This is a genomic window from Mesorhizobium sp. WSM4989 (genome assembly GCF_029625795.1).
Lineage (GTDB): Bacteria > Pseudomonadota > Alphaproteobacteria > Rhizobiales > Rhizobiaceae > Mesorhizobium.
On sequence record NZ_JARTVN010000002.1, the window covers coordinates 2,396,644 to 2,415,369 of the forward strand.

Here is an 18,726-nt window from a genome sequence, read left to right on the forward strand (position 1 = left end):
GCGAAGCAGCATCAGCACGATCGTGGCGGTCGCAGCCGAGACGACGGCCGTCACGATCGATATCATCCACAGCGGCGTCTGGCCGGGTTCAGATCGCGGGGCATGGCCGGGGCTGCGAACGCCGCCGCGCGGCGGCGCATTGGCGTTGGCCGCGAAGAGGGCGCCGCCACGACCCTTGCGGTGCCATCGGCGGCCGGCGGTCGAACCTGGGGCAGCGCCCGCGAAAGCTGATCGGCGTCAGCCGCCGACCTGCCAACCGGAGACTTCGTCGAGGCGCCATCAGGGCCGGCATCGGATTCCAGGACGGCTCTGTAGGCGTTCTCGATCTCGGCCGAGGACAGACGCTGAGTTGGTCGAGCGGCCGGCAACGTGCCGTTCAGCGCCTGCGCGGCCACCTGTGCGGAGGACACGACGGAGGGCGCCGGCGGCTGGACGAGCGCCTTGACCAGCGCCGCGGTCGCAGGTTCGGCCTTGGGCGACGGCACCGGCTGCGGCGCCAGCGCCTCTTTCAGCAGCGACGTCACGCTGGCGTTGGTGATGTCCATGGCGCTTCCCGACAACCATTGTGCCAACCGGCATACTACATGAGCATTGCGCCAAGCTTGACCTTGCCTTCGATTTGTGGCGATTGAACCCCTATGAACCTATGCGCCATTCCATGATGAACCGTTTTGAAGGCCCCGGCGGCAAGGAAGCGCGCATCCGCTATCTCGACGGCGACTTCCAGGTGACGAGCCCCGGCGCGTTCGTGCGCTGCGCGGTGACCGGCGAGAGCATCCCGCTGGACGAGCTCAAATACTGGAGCGTCGCCAGGCAGGAGCCATATGTGAACGCGGCAGCGTCGCTGCGGCGTGAGATCGAGGCGCATCCGGAGCTGCGCAAGCGCGGGTAGAACCTCCTAGGATGAGGACGGTCTCATCTTGCGCTGCCGCCATGCATCCAGCGTCTCATTGATGATGCGCTCCGGCACGTGGTCGATCTCGAACACGGCGTCGATCTCAAGCACGTCGAGCTGCTCCAGGAAGCCGGCGGGTGCGGCGCCGTGGCGAAGCCGCGCGGCATCCTTTGCCGTGGTGACAAGCCGAAGCCCCTCGCGCTTGGCAAGCGCCGCCAGATCGGCAAGCTCGTCCGCGGCGTAGAAATGATGGTCGGGAAAAGCGCGCGACAGCGCGACCTCGCCGCCGGCGCCGCGCAGCGTATCGAAGAATTTTTCCGGATGGCCGATGCCGGCAAAGGCAAGGAAGCGCCCGCCGGCAAAGCGCGCCGGGTTCGCCGGCTCGACATGGGCCAAAAAGATCGGCCGGCCGGCGCGCGCCGCCTGGCGTACCACCGTGTCGGCCGCGCTCCCCTCGCCCATCTTCAGCAAGCCGCCGGTGAACACCAGCTGATCAACGATCTTTGCCCGGAGCGGCCCGCCCGGAATGACGCGGCCATTGCCGATGCCGAAACGCGCATCGACCACGACCAGCGCGTAGTCGATATGGATGCGCGCCGACTGGAAACCGTCATCCATGATCAGCAAGTCGCAGCCATGCTCTGCCATCAGCAGTTTGGCGCCGGCGGCGCGGTTGGCCGTCACCGCGACCGGCGCATGTTCGGCAAGCAGCAGCGGCTCGTCGCCGACATGCTTGGCCGCGTCGTGATGCGCATCGACGACATGCGGCTTGGCGAAGGAACCGCCATGGCCGCGCGACAGGAAGCCGGGCGTGAGCTGCATGCGCTTTGCCTGTTTAGCCAGCGCGATGGCGACCGGCGTCTTGCCGCTGCCGCCAACGGTGAAGTTGCCGACGCACAGCACAGGTGCCGCGACCTTCTCGCGCGGCGCGCGCCGCATGCGGCGCCCAGCCACCATTCCATACATCGCGGACACCGGCGAAAGCGCCAGCACGCGCCAGTCCGGCTTTTCCCACCAGAAGGGCGGCGCTTCGCTGGTCATGGCGCGACTTCCATGGCGCATGACCCTTTCCAAAGATCGGATCCGAATTTTTGGGCCATGCGCTAGCGCCCGTTGGCGCCTTTCAGGCGCGCCTTGACGACCAGCGGCTGGATGTAGGGTTCGAGCGACTTCAGCGTGCGCTGAAGCGCGCCGCGCATCTCATCGACGGTCGCCGCGCCCGCCGCCATCATCTCGTGGCGCACCGCCTCGTTGGTCAAAAGGAAATTGACGGCGCCGGCCAGCATGTCGCGGTCGCGCACCAGCTTGGCGCCGCCGCGATCGAGCAGGCGCTGATAGGCTTCGCGGAAATTCTGCACGTTGCGGCCGGCCAGCACCGCCGTGTCGAGCATCGCCGGCTCCAGCGGGTTCTGGCCGCCCTCGGAGGTCAGCGAGCGGCCCACGAACGCGATCTCGGTCAGCCTGAGATAAAGTCCCATCTCGCCGATCGTGTCGCCGAGCAGGATATCGGTGTCGGGCGTGATGCGGTCGCCCTTGCTGCGGCGCGCCACTTTCAGCCCCATGCCGGAGATCTGCGCGGCCAGCGCGTCCGCGCGGTCGGGATGGCGGGGCACGACGATGGTCAGCAGTCCAGGGTGGCGCTTGTGCAAGGTCGCATGGACTTCCGCCGCGGCGACCTCCTCCCCGTCATGGGTCGAGATCGCCGCCCAGGTCGGGCGTAAGCCGATCTGGCGCTGCAGGATCGCCAGCGCCCGCTCGTCGACCGGCGGCGGGTTGGTGTCCACCTTGAGGTTGCCGGAAACGGTCACCGGCCGGGCGCCGAGGACGCGGAACCGCTCGCCGTCGACATCCGACTGGGCAACGACATGGGCAAGATTCTCGAACAGCGCCTCGGCGACGCCGGCGCGCTTCTTCCACGACCGGAAGGAACGGTCCGACAGCCGCCCGTTGACCAGGACCTGCGGCACGTTGCGCGCGCCGAGTTCCAGGATGGTCATCGGCCAGATCTCCGATTCGGCTATGATGGCCAGCTCCGGCAGCCAGTGATCGAGGAAGCGGCTTACCGCGGGCTTGAGGTCGAGCGGCACATATTGGTGGATGATGCGGCTGCCAAGCCGCTCGTCGGCGACCTTGGCCGAGGTCACGGTGCCGGTCGTCAGCACGATGTTAACGCCGTAATCGAGGATGCTTTCGACCAGCGGCACGACGGCGATCGTCTCGCCGACGCTCGCGGCGTGAATCCAGATGACCGGTCCTTCCGGACGCGGACGGCCGGCGACGCCGTAGCGCTCGCGACGGCGAACGCGGTCTTCCTTGCCGCGCGAGGCGCGCCAGGCGACATAGGGTCCGATCAGCGGATAGGCGACGGCCCCGGCGTAACGGTAGGCGGTCAGGGCCGCGCGCGCCCAGCGCTCGCTCATTTGTCGCCGTCCACGAGGCGGTAGGCCTCGGCGGTCGCGGCGTTGAGCGAGGCGGTGACCTCCTGGCGCTTGCGCTCCATCTCGGCGTCGTCGGCGTTGGCCGGCACGAAGACCGGCTGTCCGACAATAACGGCGGAGCGGCCGAACGGCAGGTTGATGGTGGTCTTGTCCCAGCTCTTTTCCAGCACCTTGCGGCGGCTGGTGGCGATCGCCGAGGGCAGGATCGGGCGCCCGGAAAGCCTGGCCAAAAGCACGATGCCCAGCCCCGCGTCGCGCGGCGTGCCATGCGGAATGTCGGCGATCATCGCGACATTCTTGCCGGCTACCAGCGCTTTCTTGAGCGCAATCAAGGCTTTGGCGCCGCCTTTGTCGAGATGCCTCGAACTGTCGCGGCCACCCGAGCCGCGCACCGCCTCGATGCCGAATCTGTTCAGCATCAGCGCGTTGAGCTCGGCGTCGGCACTGCGCGAGACCATGGCGACCAGCGGCCGGCCCTTGGGATAATAAGCCGGCGTCAAGAGATGCTGGCCATGCCACAGCGCGATGATGCCGGGTTCCAGATGCGCATAGGCGCCGCCGGCGACCTGCGTCGACCCTTTGATCAGCGGGCTGGTGATGCGAATCAGCCGCACGAACCAGGCGAACAGGCTGGCGATGAAATTCTTGACGAATCGCGACTGGGCGAGCGGCTCTCGGATGCGGCGCCACAGCGTGCGAGTCCCGCCCCGCCCGGCGGCGCGCCCCGTCGCTCCTTTCACCGCTTCATGCTCCATCGATGTCAACCGGCTGCCTTTGTTTCCGGATCGAGCAACCGGTGCAGGTGAACGACGAAATAGCGCATATGGGCATTGTCGACGCTGGCCTGCGCCTTCGCCTTCCACGCGGCGTGCGCCGATTGATAGTCGGGGTAGATGCCGACGATGTCGAGCGCATCCAGATCACGGAACTCGGTTCCACCCAGCTTTTTCAGCTCGCCGCCGAACACCAGGTGCAAAAGCTGTTTCTTTCCGTCTTCCACGGCCATGCCGATCCTTCGCAGATTCATGAATTTTGTGAAACGTTTAGACCAAAGCCGCCGATTTTGAAACCGTGGGCCGACTCACCCTTGGTCAGCTCCGGCAATGACGCCGGCCAGGACACCCAGCAGTTCGCCGCTGCCGGCGGCGAGCGCGCCATGGTTGATCACCTCGCCGGCATAGCGCGGCGGCTTGCCGGTGCGGTCGAGCAAGGCGCCGCCCGCCTCGCGGAGGATAAGGTCGGCGGCGGCGATGTCCCAGTCATGGGCGTTGGGCTTGACGAAGGTCGCGTCGAGCTTGCCGTTGGCGATCATCGCCAGCCGGTAGGCGAGCGAGGGGATGTAAGCGACGCGGCGCATCCGGGCTTGCCAGGAAGCGGGCATGCGGTCGACCAGCGGCTTCGGCCCGCCGATCTCGACGGTATCGCCGAGTTGGCGCACCTGGATGCGCTTGCCGTTGAGGAACGCGCCCTCGCCCGGCAGCGCCCAATAGGTCTCGCGCTTGGCCGGACATTCGAGCACGCCGGCCAGCGAGCGGCCATCCTCGACCACGGCGACGCTGACGCACCAGGAATGCAAGCCATCGAGAAAGCCGCGCGTGCCATCGATAGGGTCGACGACGAAAGTGCGGCGGGCCGACAGCCTGGCATGATCGTCGGCGGTTTCTTCGGACAGCCAGCCATAATTCGGCCGCGCCTTGAGCAGGGTCTCGCGCAGATAGGCGTCGGCCGCATGGTCGGCCTCGCTGACCGGCGAGGTCCCGCCCTTCATCCACACCTGGGGGTTTTGGCCGAAATAGCGCATGGCAATGGTGCCCGCCTCGCGGGCGGCTTCGCGCAGCAGAGCGAGGTCTTCGTGCGTCTCGGCTGAGATGACCATGTCAGGCGCCGGCAAGGGTCATCCCCTCGATCAGCAGCGTCGGCGCGGCGGTGCCGAAATTGCGGTCGAGATCGCTCGCCGGCACCATGTTGAGGAACATGGTCTTCAAATTGGAGGCGATCGTCACCTCGGCCACCGGATAGGCAAGCGCGCCGTTCTCGATCCAGAAGCCGGAGGCGCCGCGGCTGTATTCGCCGGTCACCATGTCGACGCCCTGGCCGAAGACCTCGGTGACGTAGAAGCCGCGCTGCAGCGAGGCGATCAGCTCCTCGGGGGCGCGATCGCCGGGCTCGATGGCCAGATTGGTCGAGGACGGCGAAACCGAAGAGCCGCTGCGCGAGCCACGGCCGTTGGTGACGAGACCAAGCTCGCGCGCGGCCGAGGTCGACAGGAACCAGTGGTTGAGCACACCTTTGTCGACCATCAACAGCTTGTCGCCCTCGACGCCTTCGCCGTCGAAGGGCCGCGACGCCTGGCCGCGACGCCGCAGCGGCTCGTCGGTGACGGTGATCGCGCTTGAGGCTACCTGCTTTCCCATCATGTCGCGCAGGAAGCTGGTCTTGCGCGCCACCGCGGCGCCGTTGATGGCGCCGGCGAGATGGCCGGCAATGCCGCGCGCAACACGGGGGTCGAACACGACGTCGACCGGGCCGGTCGCCGCCCTGCGGGCGCCGAGGCGGCGCACGGCGCGTTCGCCAGCCTTGCGGCCGATCTCCTCCGGCGCGTCGAGATCGGCGAAATGCTGGCGCGAGGAGAATTCATAGTCGCGTTCCATCGCCGTGCCTTGGCCTGCAATGACGCTGGTCGAGCGCGAAAAGCGCGACGCGACATATTGGCCGACAAAGCCATGCGAGGTCGCAAGCACCAGGCCGCCAAGGCCGGCGCTGGCGCTGCTGCCGGAGGAATTGGTGACGCCCTTGACGGCAAGGGCCGCCGCTTCCGCTGCCAGCGCCGCCTCCTTGAGCTGATCAGCCGACACCTCGGTCGGATCGAAGAGGTCGAGATCACGCAAATTGCGGGCGAGCAGCGCCGGGTCGGCAAGGCCCTGGAACGGATCCTCGGGGGAGACTCTCGCCATGGCGACGGCGCGCTCGGCAAGCGCCTTCGGGTCGGAGGCGGCGGTGGCCGAGACGCTCGCCACGCGCTGGCCGACGAAGACGCGCAGGGACACGTCCTCGCTTTCCGACGATTCGGTGCCTTCGACCTTGCCCAGCCGCACCGACACGCCGGCCGAACGGCCGCGCACGGCGACCGCGTCGGCGGCGTCCGCCCCGGCGCGCTTGGCCGCCTCGACGAGCGCCGCGACGCGGCCGGTCAGTTTCCCTGCGTCGAGCATGTTGGTCATGGTTAGTCCTGTTTGTTCAAGCTGTGCGGGAGGGCAGATGCTGCCGCACATCCATGGATGTCGGGCCGCCATCTCTGGAAGCCCGCACTATCGTCTTGGATGCTGCTGCACCATCTATTGTTCCACCACCGCTTGTGCAATGGCGGATGCGGCAATCTCAAGGCAATCGCGGCCCTTCGCAGCGCACTGCCCCGCCGTAACCGCGTGAACAGTGCGGATTAGCCGGCCACCGGCGCCCAGATCACATCTTCAATCCTGGCGGCGCCGGTTGCCAGCATCACCAGCCGGTCGAAGCCGAGGGCCGAGCCGCTCGCCTGCGGCATGATGGCAAGCGCGGTGAGGAAATCCTCGTCCAGCGGATAGCGCTCGCCATAGATGCGCTCCTTCTCGTCCATCTCGGCGACGAAGCGGCGGCGCTGCTCGGCCGGATCGGTGAGCTCGCCAAACGCATTGGCGAGCTCGACGCCGCAGCAGTAGAGCTCGAAGCGTTCGGCGACGCGCGGGTCCTCCGCGCTCGGCCGGGCAAGGGCCGCCTCGGAGACTGGATAGCCATAGAGGATTGTCGCCCGTCCCTGCCCCAGCGCCGGCTCGACCTTTTCCACCATCACGCGGCTGAACAGGTCGGCCCAATTGTCGTCGGGCGCGGTGCGCAGGCCGGCGCGGACCAGGCCCTGGTGGAGCGCTTCGCGGTCGGTGCTGCCGTCGGCGCCGACGGTCGCCAGCAGATCGATGCCGGCATGGCGCATGAATGCTTCCGCCACGCTCAGCCGCTCCGGCTCGGCGAAGGGATCGGCCTCGCGGCCACGAAACCGAAAGCTTTTGGCCCCGGCCTTCTCCGCGGCGAGCGCCAGAAATTCGGCGCAGTCGGCCATCAGGCGCTCATAGGCCTCGCCGACGCGGTACCATTCGAGCATGGTGAATTCGGGATGATGCAGCGGCCCACGCTCGCGGTTTCGGTAAACGGAGCCCAGGCTGAAGATGCGCTTCTCGCCGGCGGCAAGCAGCTTCTTGCAGGCGAATTCCGGCGAGGTGTGAAAGTATAACGGCTGGCGCGACGCGTCCGGCGCGATCGCCTCGGTGGCGAAGGCCGCAAGGTGCGCCTCGTTGCCGGGCGAAACCTGCAGGGCGGCCGTCGTCACCTCAACGAAATCGCGCTCCGCGAACCAACCGCGCAAGGCGGCGGCAATGGCGTTGCGCGCCATCAGCCTTGGCCGGCGGTCGGCATGAACATGCGGCGTCCACCAGGGCGAAGCGGTGGTCATGGGCGGGAAAATCGCCGAGGAGGCTGGCGGTTCGACGCAAGATGCGCTACGGCGCACGCGATGGCCGCCGTCGCCGCTTCGTGGGCAAAGACGCTTGCAGGCCGAAAAACTCGATTGGGATTGAATATCGTGGTCAAGGTCATCGCCAGTTCCTTACGCAAAGGCAACGTCGTCGATAAGGACGGCAAGCTCTATGTCATCCTCTTTGCCGAAAACATCCACCCTGGCAAGGGCACGCCGGTGACGCAGCTCGACATGCGCCGCATCGGCGACGGGGTGAAGATCTCGGAGCGCTACCGCACGACCGAGATGGTCGAGCGCGCCTATGTCGAGGAGCGCGAGCACACCTTCCTCTATTCCGACGGCGAAGGCTTCCATTTCATGAACCCGGAAAGCTACGACCAGGTCGTAGCCTCCGAAAGCGTGGTCGGCGACATGGCGCCCTACCTGCAGGAAGGCATGGCGGTGCAGCTGGCGCAGTTCAACGGCGCGCCGATCTCGCTGACGCTGCCGCAGCGCGCTGTTTTCGAGGTGGTCGATACCGAGCCGGTCACCAAGGGCCAGACGGCGTCCTCGTCCTACAAGCCTGCGGTGCTTTCCAATGGCGTGCGCACGGCCGTGCCGCCGCACATCACGACCGGGACGCGCGTGGTGGTCATGACCGCCGACGGCTCCTATGTCGAGCGCGCCAAGGACTGAGGGTACAGCAGTCAACTATCACAGCTCGCCTGCGGCCAGGCGGGCCTATCGTCAGCACGGTTTGTCCGCCGTCTGGGCGTGAGGCCCTGACCCGAAGCGGATTTACAAGTTGCCGCGACGTGAACGGCAGATCCGCGCCGCGGCGCCGGTGGTTCGACGCACCGCATCCCTAGAACGAAGCCGGAGTGCGCTCAACGCTAGATTGGCCGACCGATCCACCGCACGATTTCATAGGCAGGCATCGGGCGGCGAAAGCCCTTCAGCGTCAGTTCGCCAACAGGAACGGATTCGACCAACGACTCGACAGCTCCGAGGACCCGTTTGCTAACAAGAATCTGGCGCGATTTGGCCTCCTCGCATAAACGGGCGGCATGGTTCGACACGGTGCCGATGACGGCATAGTCCGAGCGCTGATCAAAACCGATGCGCCCGATGGTTGCGTGGCCCCTGGCAATGCCGATCCCAAAGCCAAGCAAATAGTCCCGCTTGCGCCATCGCTCGGAATGCTCGTCAATCGCTTCGCGCATTGCGGCAGCCATCGAGACAGCTCTCTCGCTGTGGTCGGCACATGGCATTGGATCGTTGAAAACCACGACGATACCGTCGCCCACGAACCGCTCGAGCGTCCCCTCGTGACGGACGATTTGTTCGCCGAGACAGGAATGATACTCGGCCAGAACTGTCATGACTTCTTCGGGTTCGGCGGTCTCTGCGAACGCAGTGAAGCCGCGCAAATCGCAAAAGACAACCGTCACCTCGCGGCGGTGGCTCTGCAAGAGCGCATCTCCATTGCCCGCCGCAACGATGAGGTCCGCGACCTGTTCGGGCAGGAACCGCCTGAGCCGCGCCATTCGCTCGAGCTCCGTCACCTGGCCGGCCACGGTTTGCTGGAGCGAGCGGTTCCAGTCGGAAAGTTGCGCGGCTTGGTCCTCGAGGCGTTTGGCTTGGCTCGCGACAATGTCGTGAAGCGCCTTCTGGCGCAACATCGAGCGCACCCGCGCCAGCAGCGCCCTGTGCTCGAAGGGCTTTGTCAGATAATCGTCGCCACCGGCGTCCAGCCCGTCGACCACGTCGCGCGTGTCGGCTTTCGCGGTGACCAGAATGACGGGGATCGATCGCAGCGAGTGATCCTGCTTGAGCATGCGGACCACACTGATGCCGTCGAGCTTCGGCATCATGATGTCGAGCAGGATCAGATCCGGCGTGAGTTCGCGGGCTTTCGCAAGCCCCTCTTCACCATCGGCGGCGGTTACAACTTCATAGCCATTCGCCTCGAGGCGCATGCGCAGGATCTCGAGGTTTTCCGGAGTATCGTCGACCGCGAGAATGCGAGGCGGATCGTGCAAGGTGTTGCCTCCCTCAAGAAAGGAAACCGCGAATCTCGGAAAGCAGCTGGCGTGGACTGAATGGCTTGGCAATGTAACCATCGCACCCAGCACCAAGGGCTTTCGCCTTGTCGCCCGACAACGCGTAGGAGGTGACGGCGATAATCGGAATGTGCCGGAGCGCCGGGTCGGCCTTGATGCGGCGGGCCGCTTCATACCCGTCGATCACCGGGAGCTGAATGTCCATAAGGATCAGGTCTGGCCTGTGTGCTGCGGCTGCAGCGATGCCGGCGGCGCCGTCCGCCGCCTCGATCAGTTCGTATTCGGTGGTGGCAATGAGATCGCGGATGATTTGGCGGTTGTCCTCGGTGTCTTCCACCATCAGGATTCGTTTGCTCATGCGGCCCTCACGTCCTCATTCATCCGGATCGGGACCTTCAGACGGAACGTCGACCCCGACCCGATCACGGACTCGACGTCTAAGGCTCCGCCATGCATTTCGGCGATGCGCTTCGAGATCGCCAGGCCAAGACCTGTGCCACCCTTCTGCCTGGTGCTGCTGTTGTCGACTTGCTGGAATTCTTCGAAGATAAGAGCCTGGTCTTTGGACGCAATACCGGGACCGGTGTCTCGGACGGCGATCTCGAAGCGCCCATCGACCGCATCGGCAAGAATATCGACCGCACCCGTTTCGGTGAACTTGACGGCATTGCCTGCGAGATTGAGCAGAATCTGCGTCAAACGGCGTTCGTCCCCACGGCCGATTGGAAGGTTCTCGGCAACAGTCGCTGAAAGCTCAAGACCCTTCGCCCGTGCCAGCGGCTCGACCGCCGTAAGGGTCGATCGGACAATCTGCGCGACGGAGTAGTCCTCGATCGCCAGCGTGAGCTGGCCGGCTTCGATCTTGGACAGGTCGAGCACGTCGTTGATGAGCCCGAGGAGGTGACGGCCGTTTGCCTGCACTCGCGCGACGGTCGCCTTTGCCTTGTCCGGGAGTTCGCCATAGATGCCGTCGACCAGCAGTTCTGTGAAGCCCAGAACCGAATTGAGCGGCGTCCTGAGTTCGTGGCTCATATTCGCCAGGAACTGGGACTTGTGGCGGCTGGCTGCTTCCAGCTCCTCCCCTTTCTCCTCGATCTCGCGGAACAGCTTGGCATTCTGGATCGCGACCACCGATTGGGCTGCGAAGGTATCCAACAGGTGAACAACTTGCTCATCGAAGGCGCCTGGCTTGTGGCGCCTGACGACCAATGCACCGACGATCTTGTTGGGCCTCAGCAGCGGAACGATCAGGATACCGCGATATCCGGCGTCGAGGATCGTCTTTCTCACAAGGAAGGATGAGGTTTCCTTGCCGAGGTCGGGAAACTGCACCGGCATGCACCGTCCGGGCGCGTCGCCAATACCCATATCGGCCAGCCCGATCGTCTGCTGCGAGACTGCCGCGATAAGCTCATCGCTCATCCCAAAGTTTGCGCGCGGACGGAATTGCTGCCGCGTGCTGCTGAACACGTAGATGGTGCCAGCTTCCGTCGCCGACAACTGGACCGCCTTGGCGACGATCGTCTTCAGCACCGTGTCGAGATCCAGCGTCGAATTGACCGCCTTGCTCACTTCGCCAAGCGCCTCGAGCTCACCGACCGACGCCGCAAGCTCGCGCGTCCGTGCCTGCACCGCCTCGAAGAGCCGCGCATTTTCGATGGCGATCACGGCCTGGTCGGCGAATGTCTCGACGAGCGCGATCTCCTTGGGACTGAAAGGTTGCGGTTCAGCCCTCGTCATGACGAATACGCCAACGAGATCACCTTCCCGCAACAGCGGGGCAGCGAGGACGGTGCGGAATCCGCCTGCCTCAGCGATCAAGGCGACGCGGTAGTCCGGATCAGCGGTCACGTCTTCGATTTGCACGATCCGCCGTTCTTCGATTACGCGCCCTACGGCGGAGCCTCGCCCAGCGGCAAGCGCTGGAAGTGGATTGGCGTCGACATAGGCACGGAAACTGGGCGGGTAGCCAAGCGTCGACACATAGCGGAATACGCCATCAAGCAACTGCACGATGCCACCCTTGTCGGCGCGACAGAGCCTGACAGCCGATTCCACCAACGTATCGAGCACGACCTGTAGATCGAAGGTAGAGCGGCTGATGACCTTCAGAACGTCTGCAGTGGCTGTCTGCTGCTGAAGGGCTTCGTCGAGCTGCTGGGTGCGTGTCTCAATCTCTTGATACAGGCGCCCCAGCTGGTCGGAGGTCTGGTTGACGTTAGCAGCGAGCACTCCAAGTTCGTCGCGATTGGCGACGGCAACCCGTTGGGCGAAGTCGCCGGCCGCTATCTGGCTGAGACGCGTCTCGATCTTCTTGACCGGTTCGATCAACGACCAGGAGATGATGTAACCGAGCCCCAACGCTAGCAGGATACTGCCCACGGCAAACGAAACCACGATCAGTCTGGACGTGCCGTACGCACCCTCGGTCGTTTCGATGGCCGCCACCATGTCGGCTTCGGCCATGTTGACCAGCTGGTTTGTCAGCCGCTCGAGGCGATCAGCCGACGGTATGATTTCATCAAGCTGAACCTTGCGCGCCTCCTCGGTACGGCCCGCGCGGACAAGCTCTGCCACGTGCGTCACCCCGGCCGTCAGTTTTTCGTACTCTTGCCTGACCTGGCCAAGCACTTCCACCTCGGCTTTGGCGACGAACTCCATGCGCTCGAGGTCGTAGCCGAACTGATTGAGCTGGCGCAGCGCCGTATCCAGCATCCGGTTATCCTGCAGCAACAGGGCGGTGGAGATACCGTAGAGCTGGGTGGTCGTATCGTGCTGTACTTGGCGGTAGGCCGCGATCCTGCGCTGCAGCTTGATCAGCTCGTTGGTCTGATCGTTGACCCCACTCAGCACCTGCAACCCGACGGCCCCGAGCACGATGAGCAGGCCGACGATCGACAGGAACGCGATCAAGAGCTTGGTCTGGACGCGCGCCGGCAGCCGGGCAACCCAGCCAACGAGCCAGTTCGTTATGCTATTTGGTTTCGTCCAAGAGGCCGAGAAGGTCACCCCGGAACTCCTCCAAGTCGAACCGGACGCCAAGATATTGTACTCGCAAGATGCCATTCGGGTCTACGAGCGAGGTCAACAAGGTATGGTCGACTTCACCGTTCGCCGCCTTCTTCGCGAAGACCCCGTATTTCCGTCCAACCTCATGGACAATCGCCGGATCGCCGGTAAGAAACGACCAGCCCTTCAGATCGGCGCCAAAATTCTGCGCATATTCGTTCAAAACATCGGACGTATCGCGCTCCGGGTCGACGGTGATCGAAATGAAGGCGATCTTGGGTCCGAACGCACTGCCCAACTTTTCCTGCACGCTGGCCATCTGGGCGGTCAGCATGGGACAGACGTCGGTACAGTGCGTATAGATGAATGCAATGGCGATCGCCTTGCCGCGAAAGTCGTGCAGCGAGACGCGCTCCCGGTCCTGCGACGTCAGCGTAAAGTCCGGAGCCGGTCCGATTGCCGGCAATCGCTCATCGTGCTGCGCATCATGCGCCTGCGCTGGCCCGGCCACCAGCGCCAGCAGCAAGATACGGGCTGCCAACCCGCTCACGTCTTGAGCTCACGCTTCAGCTGCTCCAGGAATCGCCAGTCTGTTCCCTCGGCGATGATCTGCTGTGGGCTCGACTTGATCATGCCCGTCTCCTGCATGCGGAGCGCGTAGAAGCGCATCGAGGCTTCGGCATCGTAGTCCCGCCATACGTCGTACCGCGTGTCGCTCAGCGTTTGCAGCGCGATTTCGTAGCTGGGGACGAAACCTCGATCGACCATTTGCGCTGCACTCCATGCGGGATCCGAAATGCATAGGTCGGCGCCCTTGAGGATGGCCCTGAGCACGCGCTTGGTCGCCACCGGGTATCTGTTCACGTAGTCCGCAGCGGCCGAGGTCATGCAGCAGAAGTGCTGCGACCAAGGGCGATCGAGGGTCGTGTTGAGGATCGTGTGGCCGATTTTCTTGGCGCGCAGTTGCTGCGTCTCCGGAGGCGTGAAGAGATATGCATCGAACTTTCCGTCGGCGAAGGCTTCCACCGGCTTGCTTTCCTCGACCCATTCGATGTCGTTGACGGGATCCAGGCCAATATAGGCGGCCATCAGGGCGACCAGCACGCGCGACGGCGCATGGATGTCATGCATGCCTACCCGTTTGCCCTTGAGGTCCGGGATGCCTTGGATGCTGTCGTTGGCGATCAGCTCGAGGCACCCGGAATGCAGACCGCCAAGCACCCTGATTGGCACGCCCGCGTCGATCGACGCGACATGGACCGGCGCGTAGTTCATGCTGAAATCCGTGTCGCCGCGCGCAATCCACACCGCCTGATCGACTTTTTCGTCGCCCTGCACGTAGCGGACGTCGGTGAAGCCCTCCGCTTTGAGGAACTCTCCGGCCAGGTACATGCCTGCCCAGCAGTAGGCACCATCGATCCACCGCGGCAAGCGAACGGAGGTCGTTTCAGGGAGTGCCTCGGCCCAAGCGTCAGTCGTTGTGCCGATGAGAGCTGAAGCGCCTGCTGCCGCAGCTCCGGCCATGAAGTGGCGACGGTTCTGGATGATTTGCATGGGGTTCTCCCTCGCGTGGTAAATGGGCACGCGGCTGGCCGCCTAGTCAGGTCTTCAGCTCGTGCTTCAGTTCGTTGAAGAAACGCCAGTCGGTGCCTTGGGCCAACAGCTTCTGGGGGGTGCTCTTCAGCATCCCGACCTCGTGGAGACGCAGGGCGTAGAAGCGCAGGGTGTCCTCAGCGCTATACTCACGCCAACCGTAGGGGATCGCCTTCATGACCTGGAGGGCATGGTCATAGCGCTTAGTATAACCCTGCTGCACCAAGAACCGGGCGGACTGCTCGGGCTCGCTGGCGCAGAAATCCGCCGCTTTCAAGATGGCGCGGAGGGCGCGTTTGGTGGCCACCGGATGCGTACGGACGAACTCCCGCTCCCCAGCCAACATACAACAGAAGTATTGCGACCAGGGCCGGTCCACGGTGCTGCTGATCACCACATGGCCGATCTGCTGCTCCCGCATCTCCTGCGGTTCAGGGGGAAAGCCTAAATAGGCATCGATCTTCCCCTCACCTAGGAGCCGGATGGACTCGGGTCCCGGATGCATGACGAAGTGTATGTCCTTATGGAGGTCCAGGCCGACATACGCCGTCATAGTGGCGAGAAAGACGTATCGGCTGGAATCTAGCGCTGGCACGGCCACGGTCTTCCCCTTGAGATCGCGGATCGACTGGATGCGATCGGTCCCGAACAGTTCAAAGCAGCCGACGTGGAGGCCTGCCAGGATGACGATGGGATCCCCCGCCTCCAGGCGGAGAAGGAGCGGGGCGGCGAAATGCGCACTGAGGTCGGCTTCACCGGAGGCGAGGGCCGGCGCGATGTCTGCCGTCCCCTCTCTTTGGAGGTAGTGCACCTCGGTGAACCCTTCGCTGCGCAACAGTTCTTCGGCTACATACTGGGGGGCCTGACAGATGCTGGGAACCCGGACGAGCCGGATCCGCGTCGTCTCAGGCGGTGGCTCCGCAGCGGCGCGCCTGGGGTGCCAGCCCAGAAGCCCCGCCGTCCCCGCCAGCGTCATCCCACGCAGGAACCTCCGTCGGCTGAACCGTCCGGGATATACGGTATGCATGGGAACCTCCTTTCCAGATGGTGGCCAGTGCGACACTGAGAACGCTGACCCGTGGATGCTGTGTTGTGCACAGTCGGCCGTACCTGCATGGCGGGCTCTGGGCTTGCCTGTTGCTCACATCTTAAGGACGACGACACCGGCAGCGCCTGCCAGGGCAGCACCGGCTAGGAAACGTCGGGGGGTTTGCGTGATCTGCTGCATCAGAACGCTCCCATTCCGAATTGCGAAGGGCAATTCTGGCCGGAACCGAGCAAAAGAGGTTTCGACAGAGGCAGGTGGTCTTGTGGGCGCGACGAGCGGTGTGGATGCTAGCGCCCAGTCCGATGCGGGAGTCTTGCGCTCTCAGTCGCCGGCTCATTTATTAGCAACCGACGATATGTCACGATACGCCCAATTTGCGTTGGCTGCGAGCCCAAAACTTGCTCGCGCCCCTTGTCGCAGAACCGCTGCCCATTTCTGGGCGACATGCATTTCTTAGCGACACCGTCAGGCCGCCATTTCCACCGGCAGGCCAGCGGCTTTCCATTCCGGCATGCCGTCCTCGAGGCGGCGCGCCGAATGGCCAAGCGAGCGCAGCGCGGCCACCGCCTCGAAGGACATCACGCACCAGGGGCCGCGGCAGTAGGCGACGATTTCCCGGCCGGGGTCGGCACCCTGGGACCAGACCTTTACTTCTCCGAGGGGAACATTGACCGCGCCGGGCACGTGGCCAAGCGCGAACTCGTCCGGCGGGCGCACGTCGATCAGCGTCACCAGCCCGTCGCGCATCAGCGCCTGAAGCTCGCCGCGCGTGACCGGCTGTATGTCGTCACGTGCCTCGAAACAGTCGCGCACAATGCGATCGACCTCAGCAAGCTGCCGCTCGGCAATGCCGCGCACCGCAGCAAAGGCCGACAGCACGCTCGCATCGCTCAGCGAATAGCGCACGTATTTGCCGTCGCGTTCGGCCGAGACGATGCCGGCGCGGCGCAGCGCCTGCAGATGCTGGGAGATGTTGGCGATCGGCTGGCCGAGCTTCGCAGCAAGCGCTTCGACGCTGCGCGAGCCTTGCGCCAAATGCTCGATCAGTTCCAGGCGCAGCGGATTGCCGAGCGCCTTGGCGACGATCGCGAACTGTTCGTACAGCGCCAGCTTCGGATTGCGGATTGACATCGACCTTTCTGCGACCCATCGTCATTCAATGTAATTATTGAATGATGGTTTCGACCTGCCGTCAAGCCAAGCGACCCGCAATTGCCCTTTGGAGAAAAGCGATGATTCTCAGGCAGTTCCTGCATACCGACCCGGTTGCCGCCTCCTATCTGTTCGGCTGCGGCGGCAAGGCGTCTGCTGCCGTCGTCGATCCGGTCGGCGAGATCGCGCCTTATGTCGAGGCGGCGCGCGCGACAGGCATGCGCATCCTCTATGTCGTCGACACGCATATCCACGCCGACCATATCTCGGCAGGCCGTGCGCTCGCCGAAGCGACGGGCGCCGAATACGTGCTGTTCGAAGGTGCCGAGGCGGGCTTCCCGTTCCGCCACGTGAAGGACGGCGAGGTGCTGGAGCTCGGCAATGTGACGGCGACCGTGATGCACACGCCCGGCCACACGCCGGAGCATCTGAGCCTTTTAGTCACCGACCGAACGCGGTCGACCGAGCCCTGGTTCGTGCTCACCGGTCACACGCTGATGGTTGGCGATCTCGGTCGCACCGAGCTTGCTTCGAGCGCCGAGGACGGAGCCCGCGCGCTCTATGCCAGCGTGCGCCGGCTGAAGGAATTGCCCGATCACATCGAGGTGCTGCCGGGCGCCTATTCCGGCTCGGTGTGCGGCCGCTCGCTCAGCGGCAAGCCGACATCGACCATCGGCTTTGAGCGGCGCTTCAACAAGGCCTTCCGCATCGAGGACGTCGACCAGTTCATCGCCGCCATGACCGCCGACATCCCTCCCCCGCCGCCGGACGCGGCCCGGACCCGCGCCGCCAACGCCGGATCGCGATCGTGAGCGCAACGGCGCCTGCCGTCGCGCTCGGCCTCAAGGCCAACTGGAAACAGTTCGCGCTGCTGGTGCTGATCAACGCCTTTGTCGGCGGCATGGTCGGCATCGAGCGAACCGTCGTGCCGCTGATCGGCGCGGAGGAATTCCACGTTGCTTCCACGACGCTCGTCACCTCGTTCATCGTGAGCTTCGGCGTGGTTAAGGCCTGCGCCAATCTCGTCTCCGGCCAGCTTGCCGACACATGGGGTCGCAAGCGCGTGCTGATCCTCGGCTGGCTGTTCGGCCTCCCGGTGCCCTTCATGATCATCTGGGCGCCGAGTTGGGGGTGGATCATTGCCGCCAACGCGCTGCTCGGCATCAACCAGGGACTTGCCTGGTCGATGACCGTCATCATGAAGGTCGATCTGGTCGGGCCGAAATCGCGCGGGCTCGCCGTCGGCCTCAACGAGTTCGCCGGCTACCTCGCCGTCGGCGTCACCGCATTTCTGACCGGCTATCTGGCCAGCCGCTACGGGCTGCGCCCGGTGCCGATCTATCTCGGCATCGGCTATGCGATCCTGGGTGCCGCGCTGTCGATCCTTCTGGTGCGCGACACGCGCGAGCATGTGCGGCTGGAACTGGCCAACGATCCGAAAGCTGTCTCCCCGCTCGGCTTTCGCGAGATCTTCATGCTGACCTCTTTCCGGGACCGCAATTTGTTCGCGGCCTCGCAGGCGGGCCTGGTCAACAATCTGAACGACGGCATGAGCTGGGGGCTTTTTCCGCTCTTCTTCGTCGCCAACGGGCTTGGCGTCGAGCGCATCGGCATCCTCAAGGCGGTCTATCCCGCTGTCTGGGGCGTCTTGCAGGTCGCAACCGGGCCATTGAGCGACCGTTGGGGCCGCAAGGGCCTGATCGTCGCCGGCATGTGGGTGCAGGCTGCCGGACTTCTGCTCACCGCCATGACGCGGGACTTCGGCTGGTGGCTGCTGGCAAGCCTCTTGCTCGGCCTTGGCACGGCGATGGTCTATCCAAGCCTGATCGCGGCGGTATCGGACGCATCGCATCCCTCCTGGCGGGCGCGCTCGCTCAGCGTCTATCGCTTCTGGCGCGATCTCGGCTACGCAATCGGAGCGCTGTCGGCGGGCCTCATCGCCGACTTCTTCGGCTTCGTCGCGGCGATCGCGGCGATCGCGGCGCTGACCTTCCTCTCGGGCGCAATCGTGGCGGTGGCGATGGGAGAGACCAGCCGCTGAC

General features: G+C 64.7%; 19 protein-coding genes. 4 read left to right on the plus strand and 15 right to left on the minus strand.

The annotated features are described in order from the left end of the window. Positions 1–62: 62 nt before the first annotated feature. Positions 63–545, minus strand: coding sequence for a hypothetical protein (locus tag P9217_RS24485; RefSeq protein ID WP_278088112.1), 483 nt, complete (start codon positions 543–545; stop codon positions 63–65). Positions 546–658: 113 nt separating this feature from the next. Between P9217_RS24485 and P9217_RS24490 the strand changes: the two genes are divergently transcribed. Beyond that, positions 659–892, plus strand: a complete 234-nt coding sequence (locus P9217_RS24490; protein WP_067000947.1) for a DUF2093 domain-containing protein — start codon at positions 659–661, stop codon at positions 890–892. Positions 893–898: 6 nt separating this feature from the next. Here the strand turns inward: P9217_RS24490 and lpxK are convergent, their stop codons facing one another. The 7 genes from lpxK to epmA all read right to left on the minus strand — a co-directional run bounded on the left by lpxK (position 899) and on the right by epmA (position 7,816). Then, positions 899–1,936: a tetraacyldisaccharide 4'-kinase gene (lpxK, locus tag P9217_RS24495; protein WP_128293275.1), complete on the minus strand. Its 1,038-nt coding sequence runs from the start codon at positions 1,934–1,936 to the stop codon at positions 899–901. A 62-nt stretch (positions 1,937–1,998) separates the two neighbouring features. Further along, positions 1,999–3,315 (minus strand): lipid IV(A) 3-deoxy-D-manno-octulosonic acid transferase, encoded by a 1,317-nt coding sequence (waaA, locus tag P9217_RS24500; RefSeq protein WP_127217314.1) that lies wholly within the window; start codon positions 3,313–3,315, stop codon positions 1,999–2,001. Next, the gene (locus P9217_RS24505) at positions 3,312–4,088 is read right to left on the minus strand and encodes a lysophospholipid acyltransferase family protein (protein WP_067329783.1); all 777 of its coding nucleotides are present in this window, start codon (positions 4,086–4,088) and stop codon (positions 3,312–3,314) included. Before P9217_RS24505 ends, waaA begins: the two co-directional genes overlap by 4 nt. Positions 4,089–4,093: 5 nt before the next feature. Continuing rightward, complete coding sequence (locus tag P9217_RS24510) at positions 4,094–4,339, minus strand: DUF4170 domain-containing protein (RefSeq protein WP_040973997.1); 246 nt, start codon at positions 4,337–4,339, stop codon at positions 4,094–4,096. Positions 4,340–4,414: 75 nt separating this feature from the next. Continuing rightward, the gene (locus P9217_RS24515) at positions 4,415–5,209 is read right to left on the minus strand and encodes a 3'(2'),5'-bisphosphate nucleotidase CysQ (protein WP_278088113.1); all 795 of its coding nucleotides are present in this window, start codon (positions 5,207–5,209) and stop codon (positions 4,415–4,417) included. Between the two features lies 1 nt (position 5,210). Then, the gene (locus P9217_RS24520) at positions 5,211–6,554 is read right to left on the minus strand and encodes a TldD/PmbA family protein (protein WP_278088114.1); all 1,344 of its coding nucleotides are present in this window, start codon (positions 6,552–6,554) and stop codon (positions 5,211–5,213) included. A 218-nt stretch (positions 6,555–6,772) separates the two neighbouring features. Beyond that, positions 6,773–7,816: an EF-P lysine aminoacylase EpmA gene (gene epmA / locus P9217_RS24525; RefSeq protein WP_067329773.1), complete on the minus strand. Its 1,044-nt coding sequence runs from the start codon at positions 7,814–7,816 to the stop codon at positions 6,773–6,775. A 129-nt stretch (positions 7,817–7,945) separates the two neighbouring features. Here epmA and efp point away from each other — a divergent pair, with 129 nt between their 5' ends. Beyond that, complete coding sequence (gene efp, locus P9217_RS24530; RefSeq protein ID WP_067000944.1) at positions 7,946–8,515, plus strand: elongation factor P; 570 nt, start codon at positions 7,946–7,948, stop codon at positions 8,513–8,515. Between the two features lie 197 nt (positions 8,516–8,712). Here efp and P9217_RS24535 read toward each other — a convergent pair whose 3' ends face one another. From P9217_RS24535 to P9217_RS24565, 7 genes are all read right to left on the minus strand, one after another. Then, the gene (locus P9217_RS24535) at positions 8,713–9,861 is read right to left on the minus strand and encodes a response regulator (RefSeq protein WP_278088115.1); all 1,149 of its coding nucleotides are present in this window, start codon (positions 9,859–9,861) and stop codon (positions 8,713–8,715) included. A 13-nt stretch (positions 9,862–9,874) separates the two neighbouring features. Next, the gene (locus P9217_RS24540; RefSeq protein WP_127323842.1) at positions 9,875–10,240 is read right to left on the minus strand and encodes a response regulator; all 366 of its coding nucleotides are present in this window, start codon (positions 10,238–10,240) and stop codon (positions 9,875–9,877) included. Beyond that, the gene (locus P9217_RS24545) at positions 10,237–12,891 is read right to left on the minus strand and encodes a GAF domain-containing protein (RefSeq protein WP_278088116.1); all 2,655 of its coding nucleotides are present in this window, start codon (positions 12,889–12,891) and stop codon (positions 10,237–10,239) included. The genes P9217_RS24540 and P9217_RS24545 overlap by 4 nt, the downstream gene beginning before the upstream one ends. Then, positions 12,857–13,417 (minus strand): SCO family protein, encoded by a 561-nt coding sequence (locus P9217_RS24550; protein WP_278088117.1) that lies wholly within the window; start codon positions 13,415–13,417, stop codon positions 12,857–12,859. Before P9217_RS24550 ends, P9217_RS24545 begins: the two co-directional genes overlap by 35 nt. 20 nt (positions 13,418–13,437) lie before the next feature. Continuing rightward, entirely contained in the window at positions 13,438–14,445 is a 1,008-nt protein-coding gene (locus tag P9217_RS24555) for an ABC transporter substrate-binding protein (protein WP_127215904.1), read from the minus strand. Positions 14,446–14,491: 46 nt separating this feature from the next. After that, positions 14,492–15,511: an ABC transporter substrate-binding protein gene (locus tag P9217_RS24560; RefSeq protein ID WP_278088118.1), complete on the minus strand. Its 1,020-nt coding sequence runs from the start codon at positions 15,509–15,511 to the stop codon at positions 14,492–14,494. Between the two features lie 486 nt (positions 15,512–15,997). Further along, on the minus strand, positions 15,998–16,663 hold the full coding sequence (locus P9217_RS24565) for a metalloregulator ArsR/SmtB family transcription factor (protein ID WP_278088119.1): 666 nt from the start codon (positions 16,661–16,663) through the stop codon (positions 15,998–16,000). 101 nt (positions 16,664–16,764) lie between these two features. On the opposite strand from P9217_RS24565, the gene P9217_RS24570 reads away from it, so the two are divergent. Together P9217_RS24570 and P9217_RS24575 are read left to right on the plus strand one after the other, a co-directional pair. Continuing rightward, positions 16,765–17,496, plus strand: a complete 732-nt coding sequence (locus tag P9217_RS24570) for an MBL fold metallo-hydrolase (RefSeq protein WP_095801194.1) — start codon at positions 16,765–16,767, stop codon at positions 17,494–17,496. Next, positions 17,484–18,725, plus strand: a complete 1,242-nt coding sequence (locus P9217_RS24575) for an MFS transporter (RefSeq protein ID WP_278088144.1) — start codon at positions 17,484–17,486, stop codon at positions 18,723–18,725. Before P9217_RS24570 ends, P9217_RS24575 begins: the two co-directional genes overlap by 13 nt. Position 18,726: the final 1 nt, after the last annotated feature.